Source organism: Caulobacter sp. BK020 (assembly GCF_004342605.1).
Classification (GTDB): Bacteria; Pseudomonadota; Alphaproteobacteria; order Caulobacterales; family Caulobacteraceae; genus Caulobacter.
Genome location: NZ_SLZL01000003.1, coordinates 226880 through 244200, shown reverse-complemented (window position 1 = coordinate 244200; position 17321 = coordinate 226880). Strand labels below are relative to the sequence as shown.

Genomic DNA, 17321 nt, shown 5'->3' with positions numbered 1-17321 from the left:
TCCGAAAGAGGGGAAGGCCGGGGCGGCCCTCCCCGCCGCGTCAGTTCGGCTGCTTCCCGCCCAATTCGGTCATCAGCTCTTCCTTGCGGAGCTTCAGGCGTTCGCCCATCGCTTCAAGGTCCTCGTCGCCCTTCTTGGCCTGGGCGAAGATGCCGCCGGGCTGCTCCTCTTCCTTGACGTGGTGCTTGATGTACTCGCCCAGCACCTTGACCTTGGCGTCGTAAAATTCGTCGCCCGGCTGCATGGCCTCGATCTCGGCGATCAGCTTCTTGGCGCCGTCGTGCTCGACATAGGCCTCGTCCAGCATGTCGTCCTCGACCTCGCCGCGCTCCTCCGGATAGAAGATCTCCTCCTCGATCCGCGTATGGACCTTGAGGGCCAGGGCGATCTTGTTGAAGAGGGCCAGCTTCTCGGTCTCCTCCTCCAGCTGTTCATATTCGTCGAACCAGCCTTCGACCTCGCGGTGGTCCTTCTTCAGAAGGGTGATGGCCAGCGGATCGCGGCGACCGGTGCGGCGCGTGCGACGAGGCTTGGCGGACTTGGCCTTGGTCGATGAGCTCTTGGCGGTGGTCGCCATGGTGTCTCTCCCTGAATGCTTGGTCGCCGAAGTCGGCGGATCACAAACACTTGGGGTCAGGGGGCGTTCCCGATTGAGACCTTTCTCGGAGAAGTCTTGCAGGTTGTGTCGAGCACCCGACGCCAGTAACCGCAAATAATTCTCATTAACATACAAGGCGCGCGAAAAAGCCCGGGCGCGAACGCCCGGGCTCTCTGGTCTTGGCGAAGAACCTGGCCTAGTGGCCGCCGGCCACCGCGTCTTCCTGGATCTGGTGCACGGTCGCGCCGCGGGCGGCGAACGCGAACCACAGGACATAGAGGTAGCAGACCAGCGGCACGATGAAGGCCAGCGAGCGCGCGCCGGTCGGGAAGGCGTGGATGAACATGTCGACCGTAAAGCCGTAGAGGATCGAGATGAACCCGCCGCCGCAGATGGCCATGCACATCAGGCCCGAAGTCGCCGAGGCGGGGGCCGACGAACGCTCCAGGGTGATGGTGAAGATGGTCGGGAACATGATCGAGTTGAACAGGCCGATCAGGATCGCCGCCACGCCGGGGATGAAGCCCATGGTCAGGGGCGCGATATAGTCGCCCGGCAGGTGGACGCTGCCGCCCAGGGCCGTGGCGGGCATGTGATAGGTGGCGATGATCAGGGTGCAGAGACCGGCGGCGCACGCGCCCACGATGGCCAGCATGGTCGTGGCCTTGACGTAGCGCAGCAGCATCGAGCCGCCGAACCGGCCGAACATCGCGAACAGCATGAAGATCGGACCGACGAAGCCGGCCACCTGCGAGGGCAGGTTCATGATCTGCTTCTGCTCCAGGAAGAAGATCATGCCCGAGATCACGCAGACCTCGGCGCCCACATAGAGAAAGATGCCGATCGAACCCAGATTGGCCCACTTGGATTGCAGGGCCTTGAACGGCGACTCGGCGTGCTCGGCCATCTTGGGCGCGTGCTCGGTGATGGTGTTGCGCACCAGGAACACGGCCAGGGTGAAGATGGCCAGGACCACCGCGATCAGCAGGTAGACGTTGGTCACGAAGCCCAGGCCCATGGCCTTCATGCTCTCGGTGATCACCACGTCTTTCTCGAACAGCGGCCCCTGCAGCAGGAACTTCGCGCCGAAGATGCCGCCGACATAGGCGCCCATCGAGTTGAAGGCCTGGGACAGGTTCAGGCGGAAGTGCGAGTTCTTCGCCTCGCCCATCGAGGCGATCAGCGGGTTGGCGGCCACCTGCAGCAGGGTGATGCCCGAAGCGGCCACGAACAGGCCCAGCAGCACGGTGATGAAGTTATGGGAGAACGTTGTCGACCAGGCGATCAGGCAGCCCGCGACGATGCCGGTCAGGCCCAGCACGATCGACTTGGCGTAGCCGTTCTTGGCCAGATATGCCGCCGAAGGGATCGACATGATCCCGTAGGCGATGAAGAACGCGAACTGGTTCAGCTGGGTCTCGAAGTCCGTCAGCGTGTAGATGACCTTCATGCTCTTCACGAGCGGGTCGATCAGATTGGTGACGAAAGCCCAGATGAAGAAGAGCGCCGTAACGTAGACGACGGCCAGGATCAGGCCGCCCCCTTTCGACTTGGGGGCCGCTCCGTTGCTCGGAGCCTGCGCCGCACCCATAGCTGCCATGTTGTTCCACTCCCTGTCCGACATTGCGGGACGCGACATCCACCTCAACAGTGACAACGTTGTCAAGCACCAGGCCTGAAAACGCGTGCTGCGGAGACCCCGCCGAGCCGCCCTGTGGGAACCGATTTCCCCGATTCGACGGTCGGATCGAAAACTCCGACAAATCATCGCCGATGGGAAGAGCATGATGACGATGATCGTCATTATGGCGGTGTTGACCTAGGCGATCATGAGGGCCGGCGGTTGGATTGACCGGCGCCTGCACGCAAAAACTGCGGGCCGCGGCCGGATTTTCGCTCCGGGGCGCTTGGGATAACGGCCCTCAAGGCTGCTTTCTCAGGCTGCGCGACGTCCGGGCGCCGGCGGGGCCGAAACCTCCCAGACGTCATGGGCGGGCTCGCCGGCAAGGATGTTCTCGGCGGTCATCAGGCCGCTGAGCGTGGCCTGGTCCCGAGCGCCGTCACGGTGCAGGCCGTTGCGGCCGGCCAGGTGCAGGCTGGGAAACTGCATCTTCAGGTCCAGGCGGATCATCGCCCGGTGCTCGGCGCAGTCCTCGTCCTCGATCGGCAGCACCTTGCGCTGGCGCACGACGCGGGCGTCGCAGACGGCGGTGGGATCCATCAGCCCCATCACCGCGGCCTCGCGCCAGGCCAGGGCCACCAGGTCGGCGTCGCTGGCCGTCCACAGGCCGTCGCCCTCGAAACAGAAATAGTCCAGGCCCAGGCAGCTGGCCGCCTCGCCCTCCGGCGCCATGGCCGGCGACCAGGCGCGGTAGTTCTGCACCCGGCCGACCTGCAGGTCGGCGTCGTGGACGTCGATCGCGGCCTCGAGCAGCGGCTTGCGGGTCCGGCCCACCAGGGCGACCGTGACCAGGTCGCGGTACATCAGCTCGCCGGCGTGGAACAGGCTGATCGGCGCCGGCCGCAGCATGGCCATCAGCTCGCGCAGCGGCGCGGTCGAGACCACGTGGTCGGCCGTGCGAATCTCGTGGGCGCCGTCGTCGCGCAGGATCGTCACGGTCCACGACTTGGCGAGCGGATCGAACTTCAGGGTCTCGACCCGGCGGCCCAGGGCGACTTCGCCGCCCAGGGCCGCGATCTGGTCGGCGCAGGCCCGCCACATCGAGCCGCCGCCCAGGCGCGGGTAGCGCAAGCTTCCCGCCGGCCCGGGGACGCTCGCGCGGCCGGCCGGCATCTGGTCGCGGATCAGGCCCGACACCTTCTCGGCGAAGGGCAGGAACAGCGTCGACGACAGCCGGGCGCCGAAACGGTTGCGGATCTCGTCGCCGAAGGTCCTGGGCGTCTTGATCGGGCGGATCTTGGCCAGGCCGAACGAGGCCAGGCAGGCCGCAGCGCCGCGCAGTCCCAGAAGGGCCAGGGCCTCCAGGGCCTTCAGCGGATAGGCGTAGAGCCGCTCGCGGTGATAGATCCGCGCCGTCCGGGGCTGCTCGACGAAGCCGTCCGGCAGCCATTCGGACCACAGGGCCAGCACGGCGGACGAGGTCGAGACGTAGGCGCCGCCATTCAGATCAATCTTGAAGCCATGATGGTCGATCGTGCGGCTCCCGCCGCCGACCTCATGCGGGTCCATTTCCAGGACGGCGACGTCGCGTCCCGCCTTGGCCAGGACATAGGCGGCGGTCAAGCCGGCCGGGCCGGCTCCGATCACCAAGGTTTCGACGTGCTGCCCCATGACGCGATGGTCCCCGTTCGAGAACCACCCTGGTCCGAGAAGGTTAAGGACCGTTCCGCCAACCTCGCCGAAACGGCCCCGAACTTGACCATGGGACACTCTGCCGCGCCCCTTGCGGACATGGCGATCCCTAGGCCAGTTGGTCGCCGATCGGCAGCGTCCGGATACGCTTGCCGGTGGCGGCGAAGATGGCGTTGACCAGAGCCCCGGGCGCCGGCGGCAGGGCCGGCTCGCCCAGGCCGGTCGGCGGGTTGTCGCTGGTCACGAAGCGCACCTCGACATCCGGCGCATCGGCCAGCCGCAGCATCGGGAAATCGCCGAAATTGCTCTGGACCACCGCGCCGTTCTCGATGGTGATCGCCTGGCCCAGGGCGCTGCCGATCCCGTCGAGGACCGAGCCTTGCACCTGCTGCTCGGCGCCGTTCGGATTGACGATCTGGCGGCCGACATCGACCGCCGCCCACGCCTTGCGAACCGTCAGGCCGCCATCGGTCGCGGCCGCCTCCACGACCACCGCCACATAGCCCCGGTGGCTGTAGTGGCAGGCCACGCCCAGGCCGACGCCCTTGGGGGTTTCACGTCCCCAGCCGGACGCCGCGGCCGCCCGGTCGAGCACCGCGCGCATCCGGCCGGTATGGAAGCTGTCACCCTTGCCCGGCTCGCCGATCAGCCGCGGCGCGCCCAGCAGCTTGCGGCGGAATTCCACCGGATCGGCGCCCGCCGCATGGGCCACCTCGTCGATGAAGCCCTGGAACACGAAGCCGTAGGCGTTGTTGCCCGGGGCCCGCAGCCAGCCCGTCGGCACGCCCAGCGGCATGACCGAGACGTCCTGGGCGTAGTTCTCCACCGCCCCATACGGAAACTGCGTGCCGCCGATATTGGCGGCGCGGACGAACCGCTCGCCCTCGCCGAAGGTCACGAAGTGGTTGCGCCAGGCCGTCAGCCCGCCCTGGGCGTCCAGCCCCGCCGTCAGCCGATGGAAGCCGGCCGGACGGTAGAAGTCGTGCTGGATATCGTCCTCGCGGGTCCACAGCAGCTTGACCGGCGCGCCGACCGTCTTGGAGATCCACGCCGCCTCGACCATGAAGTCGTTCATCAGCCGCCGGCCGAAACCGCCGCCGCTGCGGGTGAAGTGGATGGTGATGTCCTCGGGCTTGATCCCCAAGGTCTTGGCCACCAGCTCGCGGCCGTCCTCCGGGTTCTGGGCCGGGGCCCAGATCTCGACCTTGCCGTCCTTGAAACTGGCCGTGCAGTTCTGCGGCTCCAGCGTGGCGTGGGCGTTGAACGGATAGCTGTAGTCGGCCCGGACCACCTTGGCCGCGCCCTTGAGGGCGGCGTCGACGTCGCCGACCGTCTTGAGCGTCCGATGCGGCGGCTGGCCGTGCAGTTCGGCGGCCTTGGCGATGAAGCCGGCGCTGCTCTGGGCGCTGGTCGGATGGTCGGCCCAGGCCACCTCCAGCGCGTTGCGACCCTTGCGCGCCGCCCACCAGCTGTCGGCCACCACCACCACGCCGCCCAGCAGGCCCTCCAGTTCGGTCCCGCCGTCGACCACGAAGGCGTGGCGCACGCCCTTGACCGCCTTGGCCGGCGCCAGATCGACCTTGGCGACCTTGGCAGCGAAAACCGGGGCCTTCATGAAGGTGGCGTACAGCATGCCCGGCACGCGCACGTCGATGCCATACAGCGGCTTGCCGACGACGATGGCGGCCGTGTCCGACTGGGGCTGCGGCTTGCCGATGATCCTGTAGGTCTTGGAGTCCTTCAGGACCAGGGTCTTGGGGTCGGGCGCGGCCAGGCCGGCCGCCGCCTGGGCCAGTTCGCCATAGGACAGCCGGCGCTGGCCGGCCTTGTCGACCACGAAACCGGGCTCGGTCGCCAGGCTGGCGGCCGGGACGTCCCAGCGCTGGGCGGCGGCCTGGACCAGCAGGGCGCGCCCTGTCGCCCCGACCTGGCGCATCGGCTCCCAGTCGTCCGGGGTGGAGGTGCTGCCGCCGGCCGACTGGTCGCCGAACACCTGGGCGTCGATCGGCGCCTGCTCGATGCGGACGGCCGACCAGTCGACGTCCAGCTCCTCGGCGATCAGCATCGGCATCGAGGTCTTGATCCCCTGCCCGATCTCCGGCCGCTTGGCGGCGATGGTCACCCCGCCGTCGGGCGCGATGCGGACGAAGGCGTTGAACGGATTGGCGCCCGCCTCGCCCTGCGCCCGCCCCGGGCCCGGCAGGCTGAACGACAGCAGCAGGCCGCCGCCGGCCGCCGCGCCGGTCTTCAGGAACAGGCGGCGGGCGGGGTTCTCCAGGATCGCGGTCATGCTCACGCCTCCACCTGGCCGGACACCGCCTTGATGGCCTTGCGAATGCGGATGTAGGTGGCGCAGCGGCAGAGATTGCCGTTCATCGCTGCGTCGATCTCGTCGTCGGTCGGCTTGGGCGCGGCGGCCAGCAGGGCCGTGGCCGACATGATCTGTCCGGCCTGGCAGTAGCCGCACTGCGGCACGTCGATCGCCGTCCAGGCCGCCTGCACCTTGGCGCCGACCGGATTGGCCCCGACGCCCTCGATGGTGGTCACCGCCTTGGCGCCCACCCGGGCCAGCGAGGTGACGCACGAGCGCATGGCCACGCCGTCGATGTGGACCGTGCACGCCCCGCACTGGGCCACGCCGCAGCCGTACTTGGTCCCGACCAGGCCCAGTTCGTCGCGCAGCACCCACAGCAGGGGCGTGTCCGGCTCGGCGTCCACCGTGTGGACCTGACCGTTCACCTTCAGACTGGTCGACATGCCGCTACTCCCGAACTGAGACCGGCGCACACTGCCAAAGGGTTGGAACAACGACCAGAGGGTGCGGTTGTCATAAAACTGTCATTGAAAGCTTGAACGCGGCCGGCTTCCGTGGTTCCGCTCCGCCGCGTCGGGCGTTGTTCAGTACAAGGATCGTCCGAAAACCCTCCACGCTTCGAACAGAGGATGAAGCGACCATGCTGGGCTTGTTCCGGGCCGTCATGCCCAAGGAAGACCGCTTCTTCGACCTGTTCGCGCAGCATGCCGCCACCCTGGTGGCCGGGGCCAAGGCGCTGCAGGACCTGATGCAGGGCGGCGACGGCGTCGAGGCCGCCAGCGCCCGCGTCTACCAGCATGAGGAAGAGGCCGACGAGATCACCCGCCAGGTGATGGGCGCGGTCCGCCGCAGCTTCATCACCCCGTTCGACCGCAGCGACATCCAGGATCTGACCACCTCGCTGGACGACGCCATCGACCAGATGCGCAAGACCGCCAAGGTCGTCAGCCTGTTCGAGGTCAGGACCTTCGAGCCGCAGATGCGCGAGATGGCCGCGATCATCGTCCAGGCCGCCGAGCTGACGGTCGAGGCCGTGGCCCTGCTGCCCGACATGCGCAAGAACGCCCAGCGCCTGACCGAGCTGGCCGTCCGCGTCACCCAGATCGAGGAGCAGGCCGACCAGATGTACGATCAGGGCCGCAAGGCGCTGTTCCTGGCTCAGAAGGGCGGCGATCCGATGACCTTCATCGTCGGGGTCGACATCTACAGCCACCTGGAAAAGGTGGTCGACCGCTTCGAGGACGTCGCCAACCGCATCAGCGGCATCGTGGTCGAGCAGGTCTAGTGGACCCGACATTCCTGATCCTGGTCGTGCTGATCGTCGTCGCCCTGGGCTTCGACTTCCTCAACGGCCTGCACGACGCGGCCAACTCGATCGCCACCATCGTCTCGACCCGCGTGCTGTCGGCCCGGTGGGCGGTGCTGTGGGCGGCGTTCTTCAACTTCATCGCCTTCGCGGTGTTCGGCACCAGCGTGGCCAAGATGGTCGGGGCCGGCATCGTCGATCCGCACATCATCAGCGACCGCCTGATCTTCGGGGCGCTGATGGGCGCGATCAGCTGGAACCTGATCACCTGGTGGGCCGGCATCCCCTCGTCCAGTTCCCACGCCCTGATCGGCGGTCTGGTCGGGGCGTCCGTCGCCAAGGTCGGCGGCCTGGGCGCGGTGCAGTGGGCGGGACTGGGCAAGACGGCGGCGGCGATCGTGGTCTCGCCGACCCTGGGCTTCCTGCTGGCCCTGCTGCTGGTGCTGGTCGTCTCCTGGACCTTCCTCAAAAGCTCGCCGTTCTTCGCCGACCGGGTGTTCCGCAAGCTGCAGTTCGTCTCGGCCGCCGCCTATTCGCTCGGCCACGGCGGCAACGACGCCCAGAAGACCATGGGCATCATCGCCGCCCTGCTGTTCGCCCACGGCATGAGCGGCCAGCCGGGCCACATCCCGTTCTGGGTGGTGATCTCGTGCCAGACGGCCATGGCGCTGGGCACGCTGTTCGGCGGCTGGCGGATCGTCCACACCATGGGCAGCAAGATCACCCGCCTGACGCCGATGCAGGGCTTCTGCGCTGAAACCGGCGGCGCCATTACGTTGTTCTTCTTCACGCACCTGGGCGTTCCGGTCTCGACGACTCACACGATCACGGGCGCTATTGTCGGCGTCGGCGCTTCGCGTCGGGTTTCGGCCGTCCGCTGGGGCGTGGCCAAGAGCATCGTGACCGCCTGGATCGTCACCTTGCCAGCGGCCGGCCTTGTCGCGGCGGCGTTCTACTATCTCGGGTTCTGGATGACGTGAGCGACACGGCGGGCGGCAAGCAGGCGGGACGCAAGTCCGCGACACGGCGTCGCCAGGTCGCCGCCCTGCCTTGGCGCGTCGATGCGGCCGCGGGCCTGCAGATCCTGCTGGTGTCATCGCGCGAGACCCGCCGCTGGGTGATCCCCAAGGGCTGGCCGATGAAGGGCAAGACCGATCCCCAGGCCGCCGCCCAGGAAGCCTATGAGGAGGCCGGGCTGGACGGCCGCATCGAGACCAAACCCGTTGGCGACTATCCCTATCTGAAGCGCCTGAAGAGCGGCGTGGCGCGCCCGGTGACGGTCGACGTCTATTCGATGGAAATCACCGGCGAACACGCCACCTGGCCGGAGAAGGGCCAGCGGACGCTGCGGTGGATGTCGCCGGTCGAGGCCGCCCTGGCGGTGCAGGAGCCGGAGCTGCGCGACCTGATCGCCCGCTTCGCCCAGGTCGAGCTGCCCGCCGAGGAGCGCCCGGCCCCCGCCCCGGCCCCGACGCCGATGCGCGTGGCCCTGACCCGCCTGCGCCGGCGGATCAGCGTGCTGTGGGGCCGTCGGCGCCATTCCTGACCGCGCGCCTGGGGACAGGCTGGGGATAACTCGACAAGCCGCTTGGCGTTCATTATGTTCTTGTTCTGTTCCAGAACGAGAATCGCCATGCAGCTGTCCCTCGACCTGTCGACCTCGCCGCTCGAAGCCCTGCGCGACGGGCTGCTCAAGACCTTCGGCCCGCAGCGGCCGACCAAGCGGCTGGATCCCGTCTCCCAGCTGGTCAAGGCGTCGATCAGCGGCCGGACCAAGGACGCGACCTCGTGGGCCGTCTATCACCGCCTGAAGGAGCGCTTCGCCGCCTGGGAAGATCTGGCCGAGACGCCCGACGCCGAAGTCCAGGAGCTGATCAAGGACGTCGCCTTTCCCGAAGAGAAGGCCCGCCACCTGCCCCACGCCCTGCGGCTGATCCAGGTGCGCAGCGGCTGGACGCTGTCGCTGGACCATCTGGCCGAGCTGGAGGTGGACAGCGCCCGCTGGTGGCTGCAGGGCCTGCCCGGCGTCGGGGTCAAGGTCGCCGCCTCGGTGCTGAACTTCAGCCCCCTGAACATGCGGGCCCTGGTGGTCGACACCCATGTGCACCGCGTCGCCGCCCGCTACGGCCTGATCCCCGCCAGCTATGACACCGCCCACGCCTATCGCGCCCTGATGGACATGGTCCCCGACCGCTGGACCGCCGAGGACCTGTACGAGCTGCACTGGCTGATGAAGGGCCTGGGCCAGCTGCTGTGCACACACCACGCGCCGCGCTGCGGGGCGTGCGCGCTGAAGCCGGCCTGCTCGCGGGTCGGCGTGGAGCGCAGCGCCGACATCCTGGCCTGGCGGCCACGTTCCTAGACGCCAGCGGGAGGATGAACCGTTGACGCGCTCACGCGCTCCCTGGCCATGGCTGAGGATATCCGTATCGGCACGGCCGGCTGGAGCGCTCCACGAACCCTCGACGTCTTCCCCGCCGAAGGCTCCGGCCTTGAGCGCTATGCGGCGGTGTTCAACGCGGTCGAGATCAACTCGTCCTTCTACCGACCTCACCAGCGCAAGACCTACGAGCGCTGGGCCGCCTCGACGCCGGCGAGGTTCCGGTTCGCGGTCAAGGCGCCCCGCACGATCACCCACGCGCGGCGGCTGGTCGACTGCGGCGAGCCGACTGCGCGGTTCCTCGACGAGTGCGGCGGCCTGGGCGACAAGCTCGGACCGCTGCTGATCCAGTTGCCGCCGAGCCTGGCGTTCGACGCCCGCATCGTGGAGCGTTTCCTCGCCGCCTGGCGCAAGGCGACCCGCGTCGCGACGGTGCTGGAGCCCCGCCATGCGACCTGGTTCGGGCCGCCGGCTCAGGCGCTGCTGGAAGATTTCGAGATCGCCCGGGTCGCCGCCGATCCCGCGGTGGTCCCCGCCGCGGCCGAGCCGGGCGGCTGGTCCGGCCTGGCCTATCGCCGCTTGCACGGTTCGCCGGCCATGTACGCGACCTCGTATGACGACGGTCGGCTGCCCCCCTTGGCCGAACGGATCGCCGGCGAGGCCGCAGCCGCCGAAAGCTGGTGCGTGTTCGACAACACCCGGTTCGGCGCGGCGACGACCGACGCCCTGAAGCTGATGGCCCTCACCGCGCCTTCGCCAGTTCGCTGAAGGTCCGCGTCCCGATGCCGTAGTGACGCCAGTCCTTGTAGTCGAAGTGCCACCACTCCTCGGGATAGATCTCGAAACCCTGGGCGACCATGGCCTCGCGCAGCAGCGACCGCATGGCCCGCTGCTTGGTCGTACCGCCGATGAAGTCGGCATAGGATCGGCCCGACATCTCGTCGTAGCGGCTGGGCATCTCGACCGGCTTGCCGGTCTTCAGGTCATACAGCGTCAGGTCGACGGCGCAGCCGCGGTTGTGGCGCGAGCCCTGGGCCGGGTCGGCCACGAACATGTGGTCCTCGGGCGGCGTCGCCTCCCAGAACATCCAGGTGACGAACCAGGGCCGATAGGCGTCGTGGATCAACAGGCCGTAACCCTTAGCCTTCAGGGTCTGGGCGGCCCGCGCCAGGGCCAGGGCGGCCGGGCGCTGCATATAGGCGGCGGCGCGCTCGTACAGCGGCAGGCCCATGAAGTTGTCGGAGCCGGCATAGCGGATGTCCAGGCGGATGGTCGGATCCAGGGTCGCGAGGTCCACCAGGTCGGCGGGCCGATGCGGGTCGGTCTCGACCGGCGGCGTGGCGGCCAGGGCGCGGACCCGCAGGGCGGCGGGGTCGGCGCGCACCGCCGCCCGGACGCCGGCCTCGACCTCGGCCCCGAAGTCGTGACGCGGCAGGCGGGTCCCGTCCAGGCGCACGGCGACCGGTTCCAGCACCAGCTCGCCGCCGCCCTCGATCCGATAGCGGTTGCGGCCCAGCGGCGTCAGCCGGGCGTCCTCGCGGCCCATGCCGTCGACCCGCAGGACGCCAGCCCGCTCGAACACCGTCAGCGGCGCCGCGCGCTGGCCGTACTGGCCGACGGCCGCCATCTCGGCGGCGTCCAGGGGCTGGGCGAAAGCGGCGGTGCTCAGGGCAAGTCCGATCAGCAAGGGGGTGACCAAGGCCAAGGCTACGATCCTAACCCGCATCGTCCCGCTCCCCTATCCAGCCGTCATGCCGCCTACGCCTCCACGTGCACCCGGCGGAAACGGCCCTGCAGATAGACCAGCGGCTCGTGGTCCGGGTCGTAGCGCAGCTTGACCACCCGGCCGACATAGACCCGGTGGTCGCCGGCGTCGAAGACCTGGTGGGTCACGCATTCGAAATTGGCCATGCAGTCGGGCAGGATCGGAACGCCGGTGCCCCAGGTCTCGGTGTCGATGCCGGCGAACCGGTCGTCGTCCTTCTGCACGAACTGGCGGGCCATCAGTTGCTGGTCGGCGTGCAGCACATTGACCGTGAACCGTTCGGCGGCGTCGAGGATCGGCAGGCTGCGCGACTTCAGGTCGACGCAGACCAGGGCCAGCGGCGGGTCCAGCGACACCGAGGTGAACGAATTGGCCGTAAGCCCCACCCGCCGGCCGTCCTCGCAAACCGTGGTGATCACCGTCACCCCGGTGGTGAAGCATCCGAAGGCGTGGCGCAGCGCCCGGGCGTCGTGCGCGCCGCCCTCGCCCAGTTCGATCGTGACCGGCTGACTCATGGGTTCAAGCTGTGAGGCAAAGCGGCGTTGCGGGCAAGGGTTTGGGCCATGGGACCCAGTCCGCTTGCCCCCTACGGACCGCTTCGCGGTCGTCTTCCCCCAGAGGGGGAAGAGCCTCGCTCCGCCCCCTCCGGGGGCGGACAGACCGCGCAGCGGTCAGGTGGGGGCAAGTGTCAGCGTCCTCACGCGATCTCTCGCTGAGTTGGTGGAAAGGGACGCGGAGCGCCGGACATCGTCCGGAGTTCTTTTGATAAATACCGTTTCGACGAAGCCCGATCGCTCCGCGCGCTCGTTTTCCGCCAGCGTCCGGTGGGCAGCCCTATTGAGGCTTAGCCGGACCCGGTCTCGATCCCTTTCGGGAGAAACCAGACGTCGGGGGCGCGGGCCTATGGGCAAATCACGCGCTTTATCCCCGTTCGACGCCGACGGCGGGCGGACTTCCCAACGATGGAAGGCCCCGGACACGCTGGAGTAACCCCCTCCAGCCCAATCCCGCTCGATCGCCCCCCGCCGCCGCATCGGTCGCTGGCCATGCGCCCTTTCCCCGCGTCGAGGTGGGTTCAGGATAAGGGCGCCCGGACAGGGTGAGGGGCATAAAGTTTTAGCGCAGCGAGATCAGCGGCTTGTCCGCCACAGTGACGGGGACATGCCCTTGCGGCGTGTCCCCAAGCATCGGCTCAGTGCGAACTCTGGGGACACGCCGCGAGGGCGCGTCCCCGCACAGGAGGCGGGGACACGCACTCACGCCAGACCCCCTGCCAACCAGCCGACGCCGTGCCGTGAGTGCGCGCCCCCCTACCCCTCGATCACGTGCGGCACGAAGCGGGCCAGGTTCTTGGTGACCACGCTGTCGTCCTCGCGGACGCCGATGCCGGCCGGTTCGTTGCCGACCATCCACGCGCCGATCACCGGGCGCTTGCCGTCAAAATCCGGCGGCGGGTGGTAGGCCTGGACGATCGCGCCTTCCGCGCCATAGCCCTGGTCGAGCACCGTCTCGCCAAGGTGTTCCAGGCCCCCGCCGACGATCTCGACATTGGCCCCCTCGCGCGAGAACAGCGGCTTGCGCACGAAGCGGCCGCCCAGCGCCAAGGCCGCCGGATCGCCCTCGAAATAGGCCTCCAGCAGGTTGGGATGGCCGCGATGACGCTCCCACAGCAGCGGCAGGACGCCCTTGTTGGACAGGATCGCCTTCCACGGCGGCTCGATCCAGCGGACCTGGGCGGTGTTCAGGTGCGCGGCATAGGGCTCGCGCAGCATGAACTCCCACGGATAGAGCTTGAACGCCGCCTGCAGGACGAAGCCCTCCAGGTCGACGAACTGGCCCTCCTCGTTCAGGCCGATGTTGGCCATGGCCACGAACTTGGGCTCGACGCCGGCCTGCAGGGCCAGGTCCTCGAGGAAACGCACCGTCTGGCGATCCTCGACCGCGTCCTCGTCGCTGGCGAAGTGGACGAAGCCGCCGGTCGGGAACAGCACCTTGAACCGGTCGCGCAGGGCCTCGAACAGGCTGTTGAACTGGTCGGCGCTGGCGGGAAAGGTCCCGCTTCCGATCAGTTCTTCCAGCCACAGCCACTGGAACGTGGCCGCCTCGAACACGCTGGTCGGGGTGTCGGCGTTGTACTCGTAGAGCTTGGGCTTGGACCGGCCGTCATAGCCGAAGTCGAAGCGGCCGTAGAGCGACGGCGACTTGGCGCGCCAGGAGGCGGCCACGAAGTCGCGATGCTCGGGCGGGATCGCCAGCCGCTCCATCAGCTCCTGGCTGCCGGCCGCCTCGTCGACCAGGTCCAGGCACAGGTCGTGGAGCTCGGCCGCGGCCGGCTCCAGGTCCTGCTCAACCTGGTCCAAAGTGAAGGCATAGGCCGTGGACTCGTCCCAATAGGCCTGGCCCTCAGTGTGGTGGTAGACGAACCCGACGGCCTCGGCCTTGGCCTGCCAGTCGGGACGCGGGGTCAGCTTGAGGCGGCGCACTACTCGGTCTTGCCGCCGTCGCCGGGCTTCTGCTCGATCTGCAGCGTCGGCTGGGCGGGGGCCAGGCGGGCCAGGATGTCGTCGGCGCTGGACTGGCCAGGCAGGATGCCGGCCAGGCGCAGCTTTTCGTCGAGGTCGGCACCGGTGCGGCGGTCTTCCAGCTCGCCGGCGGCCTTGATTCGCTCGCCGCGGATCGCCTGGCGTTCCTTGATGCGGGCCAAGCTGTCGGCGGCCGAGCCGAGCGCCGCGCCGGCCCCGGCTCCGCGCGCCGAGACGGCGGCCTGGGCCTTCTGGACGCTCTCGTTGACCTTCACCACCTCGACCTCGCGGCGCAGGGTCTCGATGCGGCGGTCGGTGGCGGTGATGGCCTGGTGCAGCTGGTCCTCGGCCGTGCGCATGTCGCCGATCTGCGGCTCCTTCAGCGCGATGTCCTGCTCGAGGTCGGCGATGCGTTGGGCCACCTGGCGGGCCAGGTCCATGTCGCCCTTGGCGACGGCGGCGCGGGCCGAGGCCTCGTACTTGGTCACCTGTTCGCGGAAGCCAGCGACTTCCTTTTCCAGGATGCGGCGGCGAGCCACCAGGGTGGCCATGTCGTCGCGGGCCTTGCCCTGGGCGGTGTCGGCGTCGCGGATCTCCTGGTCGAGGATGCGCAGGGCGTTGGCGTCGACGACGGCCGCGGTGGCCTCGTGCGCGCCGGCGCGACCCAGGGTGAACAGCTTGCTCCAGATGGACATGTGGGGTCTCCGAGTCGCGGGCTTAGGCGGCGGGGGTGAAGGACGAGCGCAGGTCGGACGCGGCCTCGATGGCGTTTTCGGCCAGGACCCGCAGCTCGATCAGGATGTCGTCCAGCGACGAGCTGGGCGCCAGCTCGCCAAACAGCTCGTAATAGTCGCGGCCATTGACGGCGCTGATGCCGAAGTTCGACAGCGGCACCAGCTTCTGGGCCTTGAGCAGGAACTCGTTGAAGGCGTGGCGGTCGGGCTGTTCGTCGACCGGCCACAGCAGCACCGAGGCGGCGATCTGCTGGTCGCTGACGCTGATGAAGATCTCCAGGTCGCCGTGATCGTGCATGGTCACCAGCAGGATCGGGTCGGCGCCCTCGACGACGCGGGCCGTCATGGCGTCGCTGAAGCCGTCGGAAAGCGCCGTCTTCAGCGAGCGAACAGTCCAGGCGGGGGTCGTCATCGAGCGGTGTCTCCTTCGGCCAAGCCTCTCCCGAGGCTGTTTCATACTAGATGGGCGAGCGAACGCCAGTCGTCGAGAGCGCAACCTTACGTGCGCCCATGACAAGTTGGTAATCCCCTTCCCCCTTTTGTGAGCAGGAATGACGTCGTACATGTGACGCGAGTTTCGCAGCGGGTCGTTCATGTTCAGCAAGCTCTTCGGCCGCAAGGACGCCGCGCCCGCCTCGGCCCTGCCGGCGATTCGCAACGTCACCCTGGGCCGTACGGTCTGGTTGGACAGCCTGGCCTGGCGGCGGCTGGGCGACGACCTGAAGTTCGCGCTCGACACCGACACGCTGGAAATCACCGCCCAGGGTCTGGTCGAGCTGCGCGAAGGCGGCTTCGTCCACCGGTTCTATACCGACGACAACATCATGTTTCAGGCCGTCTCCGACGACCGCGACGGCCAGCGTGTCACCGACGTCACGCTCTTCATCCCCTGGGACAGCGCCTATCCGGGCGGCCGGGCCGACGAGGACGCCTGGGCCAGACGGCTGCGGGCGCGCACCTTCACCGGTCCGGGCCTGCCGGAGTATCGGCGCGACTGGTTCGGCGACGAGGCCGAAAGCCAGGAACCGGTCAGCTTCTGGGAAGACGTCCATGACGACCGCGACGGGATCCCGGACCGGCGGATCTTCCAGACCTGCATGCTGTTCTCGCGTGACCTGCCAGGCGACGGGCGCGAGCTTCTGTTGGCCATTCAGCAGGAAAACGAGAACGAGGACGCCCGCCGGCGCGAGGTGTCGTTCGAGATCATGATCGGCGTGGCCTTGAGCGTCGGCGAATTCCGGGCCTAGGGTAAGTTTTCATTTTAACGCATTTTCTTCACGCGAACCGGAAACCACTTCGCTCGAAAATGCTCTGGGGGAAAGACATGAGCGATCTGCACGGATTTGGCGGCAACGCCCTGGCCTTCCTGGTGGCCTTCGTGGTCGCCGGCGTGTTCACCGTCGTCTTCAAGCTGATCTACCAGTGGGTGACGCCCTACAACGAGGCCAAGCTGATCCGCGAGGGCAACGTCGCCGCGGCCCTCGCCCTCGGCGGGGCGCTGGTCGGCTACGTGCTGCCCCTGGCCTCGGCGCTCAGCAACACCGTGTCGCTGGTCGAGTTCTGCGCCTGGGCGGCCCTGGCCGGCGTGATCCAGATCGCCGCCTTCACCCTGGTGCGCACCGTGGCCATGAAGGACGTCGCCGCCCGGATCGAGAAGGGCGAGATCGCCGCCGGCGTCTATCTGCTGAGCATTTCCCTGGCGGTCGGCGTGCTGAACGCCGCCTGCATGACGGCCTGAGGCGCGCCATGACCCATCAGCCTCCTTTTCCGCGCCGCCGCCTGCGCTCCCGCAACCTGGCCCTGACCGGCCTGATGGCCGGCACGGCGATCTCGATCAGCGCCTGCGACGATCCCGGCGCGGCCACCCAGTGGGGCGACCCGCCGGCCGCCTCCAGCGAGATCGACGCCAAGACCTACGCCTCGCTCGACGACTGCAAAAAGTCCGGCGACATGACCGCCGAGCAGTGCGACACCGCCTACGCCCAGGCCCAGAAGGACAGCGCCGCCAACGCCCCCAAGTTCAGCGACCAGCAGACCTGCGAGGAACGCTACGGCGTCTCCCAGTGCGTGCCGCGCAGCGACAACAACGGCGGCAGCTTCTTCACCCCGCTGCTGACCGGCTTCATCGTCGGCCAGGCGCTGAACAACATGGGCGGCGGCTATTACGGCGCGCCGATGTATCGCGACCGCGACGGGACCTATTACGGCGGCTCGGGCTATCCACTGTCGCGCGACTATGTCACCGGCCGCACCCGCGTGCGCACCGACAGCTTCAACGCCCCGGAAATGCGCGCCCCGACCCGGGTCCAGAGCCGCAGCTCGGTGATCTCGCGTGGCGGCTTCGGCGGCGGCGGCCGCTCGTTCGGAGGATAACCTTCGGCTCCTGCTC

The 17321-nt window shown here is 68.4% G+C and carries 18 protein-coding genes and 1 pseudogene; 8 read left to right on the top strand and 11 right to left on the bottom strand.

From position 1 onward, the window contains the following. Positions 1 to 40: 40 nt before the first annotated feature. The 5 genes from EV278_RS05140 to EV278_RS05120 form a co-directional block, all read right to left on the bottom strand. Positions 41 to 577 carry a hemerythrin domain-containing protein gene (locus tag EV278_RS05140; protein WP_132087502.1) on the bottom strand — a complete coding sequence of 179 codons (537 nt, stop codon included), beginning with the start codon at positions 575 to 577 and terminating at the stop codon, positions 41 to 43. A gap of 217 nt (positions 578 to 794) precedes the next feature. Further along, positions 795 to 2198, bottom strand: a complete 1404-nt coding sequence (locus tag EV278_RS05135) for an MFS transporter (RefSeq protein WP_132087499.1) — start codon at positions 2196 to 2198, stop codon at positions 795 to 797. 336 nt (positions 2199 to 2534) lie between these two features. Continuing rightward, a complete protein-coding gene (locus EV278_RS05130; protein WP_132087496.1) occupies positions 2535 to 3890 on the bottom strand; it encodes an FAD-dependent oxidoreductase in 1356 nt (451 codons plus the stop codon). Between the two features lie 130 nt (positions 3891 to 4020). Further along, positions 4021 to 6201 carry a xanthine dehydrogenase family protein molybdopterin-binding subunit gene (locus EV278_RS05125; protein ID WP_132087493.1) on the bottom strand — a complete coding sequence of 727 codons (2181 nt, stop codon included), beginning with the start codon at positions 6199 to 6201 and terminating at the stop codon, positions 4021 to 4023. 2 nt (positions 6202 to 6203) lie between these two features. Further along, on the bottom strand, positions 6204 to 6668 hold the full coding sequence (locus EV278_RS05120; protein ID WP_132087490.1) for a (2Fe-2S)-binding protein: 465 nt from the start codon (positions 6666 to 6668) through the stop codon (positions 6204 to 6206). A 197-nt stretch (positions 6669 to 6865) separates the two neighbouring features. Here EV278_RS05120 and EV278_RS05115 point away from each other — a divergent pair, with 197 nt between their 5' ends. The 5 genes from EV278_RS05115 (at position 6866) to EV278_RS05095 (ending at position 10679) form a co-directional block, all read left to right on the top strand. Continuing rightward, the gene (locus EV278_RS05115; RefSeq protein WP_132087487.1) at positions 6866 to 7510 is read left to right on the top strand and encodes a DUF47 domain-containing protein; all 645 of its coding nucleotides are present in this window, start codon (positions 6866 to 6868) and stop codon (positions 7508 to 7510) included. Then, positions 7510 to 8511: an inorganic phosphate transporter gene (locus EV278_RS05110; protein ID WP_132087484.1), complete on the top strand. Its 1002-nt coding sequence runs from the start codon at positions 7510 to 7512 to the stop codon at positions 8509 to 8511. Before EV278_RS05115 ends, EV278_RS05110 begins: the two co-directional genes overlap by 1 nt. Then, positions 8508 to 9077 carry an NUDIX hydrolase gene (locus EV278_RS05105; protein WP_132087481.1) on the top strand — a complete coding sequence of 190 codons (570 nt, stop codon included), beginning with the start codon at positions 8508 to 8510 and terminating at the stop codon, positions 9075 to 9077. The genes EV278_RS05110 and EV278_RS05105 overlap by 4 nt, the downstream gene beginning before the upstream one ends. An 87-nt stretch (positions 9078 to 9164) precedes the next feature. Beyond that, positions 9165 to 9893, top strand: a complete 729-nt coding sequence (locus EV278_RS05100) for an endonuclease III (protein ID WP_132087478.1) — start codon at positions 9165 to 9167, stop codon at positions 9891 to 9893. 48 nt (positions 9894 to 9941) lie between these two features. Next, a complete protein-coding gene (locus tag EV278_RS05095) occupies positions 9942 to 10679 on the top strand; it encodes a DUF72 domain-containing protein (RefSeq protein ID WP_132087475.1) in 738 nt (245 codons plus the stop codon). Here EV278_RS05095 and EV278_RS05090 read toward each other — a convergent pair. The 6 genes and pseudogenes from EV278_RS05090 to EV278_RS05070 form a co-directional block, all read right to left on the bottom strand. Then, entirely contained in the window at positions 10654 to 11616 is a 963-nt protein-coding gene (locus EV278_RS05090; protein ID WP_243692086.1) for a M15 family metallopeptidase, read from the bottom strand. The genes EV278_RS05095 and EV278_RS05090 overlap by 26 nt on opposite strands. 53 nt (positions 11617 to 11669) lie before the next feature. After that, positions 11670 to 12191 (bottom strand): flavin reductase family protein, encoded by a 522-nt coding sequence (locus tag EV278_RS05085; protein WP_132087457.1) that lies wholly within the window; start codon positions 12189 to 12191, stop codon positions 11670 to 11672. Positions 12192 to 12654: 463 nt separating this feature from the next. Next, a pseudogene (locus EV278_RS24305) lies at positions 12655 to 12755 on the bottom strand (hypothetical protein); the annotation flags it as partial. A gap of 231 nt (positions 12756 to 12986) precedes the next feature. Beyond that, positions 12987 to 14159 (bottom strand): glutathionylspermidine synthase family protein, encoded by a 1173-nt coding sequence (locus tag EV278_RS05080; RefSeq protein ID WP_132087454.1) that lies wholly within the window; start codon positions 14157 to 14159, stop codon positions 12987 to 12989. Beyond that, positions 14159 to 14893: a PspA/IM30 family protein gene (locus tag EV278_RS05075; RefSeq protein WP_132087451.1), complete on the bottom strand. Its 735-nt coding sequence runs from the start codon at positions 14891 to 14893 to the stop codon at positions 14159 to 14161. The genes EV278_RS05080 and EV278_RS05075 overlap by 1 nt, the downstream gene beginning before the upstream one ends. Before the next feature lie 22 nt (positions 14894 to 14915). Next, a complete protein-coding gene (locus EV278_RS05070) occupies positions 14916 to 15344 on the bottom strand; it encodes a YjfI family protein (protein ID WP_132087448.1) in 429 nt (142 codons plus the stop codon). 181 nt (positions 15345 to 15525) lie between these two features. Here EV278_RS05070 and EV278_RS05065 point away from each other — a divergent pair, with 181 nt between their 5' ends. From EV278_RS05065 to EV278_RS05055, 3 genes are all read left to right on the top strand, one after another. Further along, positions 15526 to 16179 carry a YjfK family protein gene (locus tag EV278_RS05065; protein WP_132087445.1) on the top strand — a complete coding sequence of 218 codons (654 nt, stop codon included), beginning with the start codon at positions 15526 to 15528 and terminating at the stop codon, positions 16177 to 16179. 77 nt (positions 16180 to 16256) lie between these two features. Next, positions 16257 to 16670 (top strand): DUF350 domain-containing protein, encoded by a 414-nt coding sequence (locus EV278_RS05060; RefSeq protein WP_132087442.1) that lies wholly within the window; start codon positions 16257 to 16259, stop codon positions 16668 to 16670. Between the two features lie 8 nt (positions 16671 to 16678). Then, a complete protein-coding gene (locus tag EV278_RS05055; protein ID WP_132087439.1) occupies positions 16679 to 17305 on the top strand; it encodes a DUF1190 domain-containing protein in 627 nt (208 codons plus the stop codon). Positions 17306 to 17321: the final 16 nt, after the last annotated feature.

Coding starts and splice junctions, on each gene's coding strand:
- EV278_RS05100 (WP_132087478.1), top strand. CDS start 9,165: ATGCAGCTGTCCCTCGACCTGTCGACCTCGCCGCTCGAAGCCCTGCGC.
- EV278_RS05135 (WP_132087499.1), bottom strand. CDS start 2,198: ATGGCAGCTATGGGTGCGGCGCAGGCTCCGAGCAACGGAGCGGCCCCC.
- EV278_RS05085 (WP_132087457.1), bottom strand. CDS start 12,191: ATGAGTCAGCCGGTCACGATCGAACTGGGCGAGGGCGGCGCGCACGAC.
- EV278_RS05070 (WP_132087448.1), bottom strand. CDS start 15,344: ATGACGACCCCCGCCTGGACTGTTCGCTCGCTGAAGACGGCGCTTTCC.
- EV278_RS05055 (WP_132087439.1), top strand. CDS start 16,679: ATGACCCATCAGCCTCCTTTTCCGCGCCGCCGCCTGCGCTCCCGCAAC.
- EV278_RS05115 (WP_132087487.1), top strand. CDS start 6,866: ATGCTGGGCTTGTTCCGGGCCGTCATGCCCAAGGAAGACCGCTTCTTC.
- EV278_RS05075 (WP_132087451.1), bottom strand. CDS start 14,893: ATGTCCATCTGGAGCAAGCTGTTCACCCTGGGTCGCGCCGGCGCGCAC.
- EV278_RS05065 (WP_132087445.1), top strand. CDS start 15,526: ATGTTCAGCAAGCTCTTCGGCCGCAAGGACGCCGCGCCCGCCTCGGCC.
- EV278_RS05130 (WP_132087496.1), bottom strand. CDS start 3,890: ATGGGGCAGCACGTCGAAACCTTGGTGATCGGAGCCGGCCCGGCCGGC.
- EV278_RS05120 (WP_132087490.1), bottom strand. CDS start 6,668: ATGTCGACCAGTCTGAAGGTGAACGGTCAGGTCCACACGGTGGACGCC.
- EV278_RS05060 (WP_132087442.1), top strand. CDS start 16,257: ATGAGCGATCTGCACGGATTTGGCGGCAACGCCCTGGCCTTCCTGGTG.
- EV278_RS05125 (WP_132087493.1), bottom strand. CDS start 6,201: ATGACCGCGATCCTGGAGAACCCCGCCCGCCGCCTGTTCCTGAAGACC.
- EV278_RS05095 (WP_132087475.1), top strand. CDS start 9,942: ATGGCTGAGGATATCCGTATCGGCACGGCCGGCTGGAGCGCTCCACGA.
- EV278_RS05140 (WP_132087502.1), bottom strand. CDS start 577: ATGGCGACCACCGCCAAGAGCTCATCGACCAAGGCCAAGTCCGCCAAG.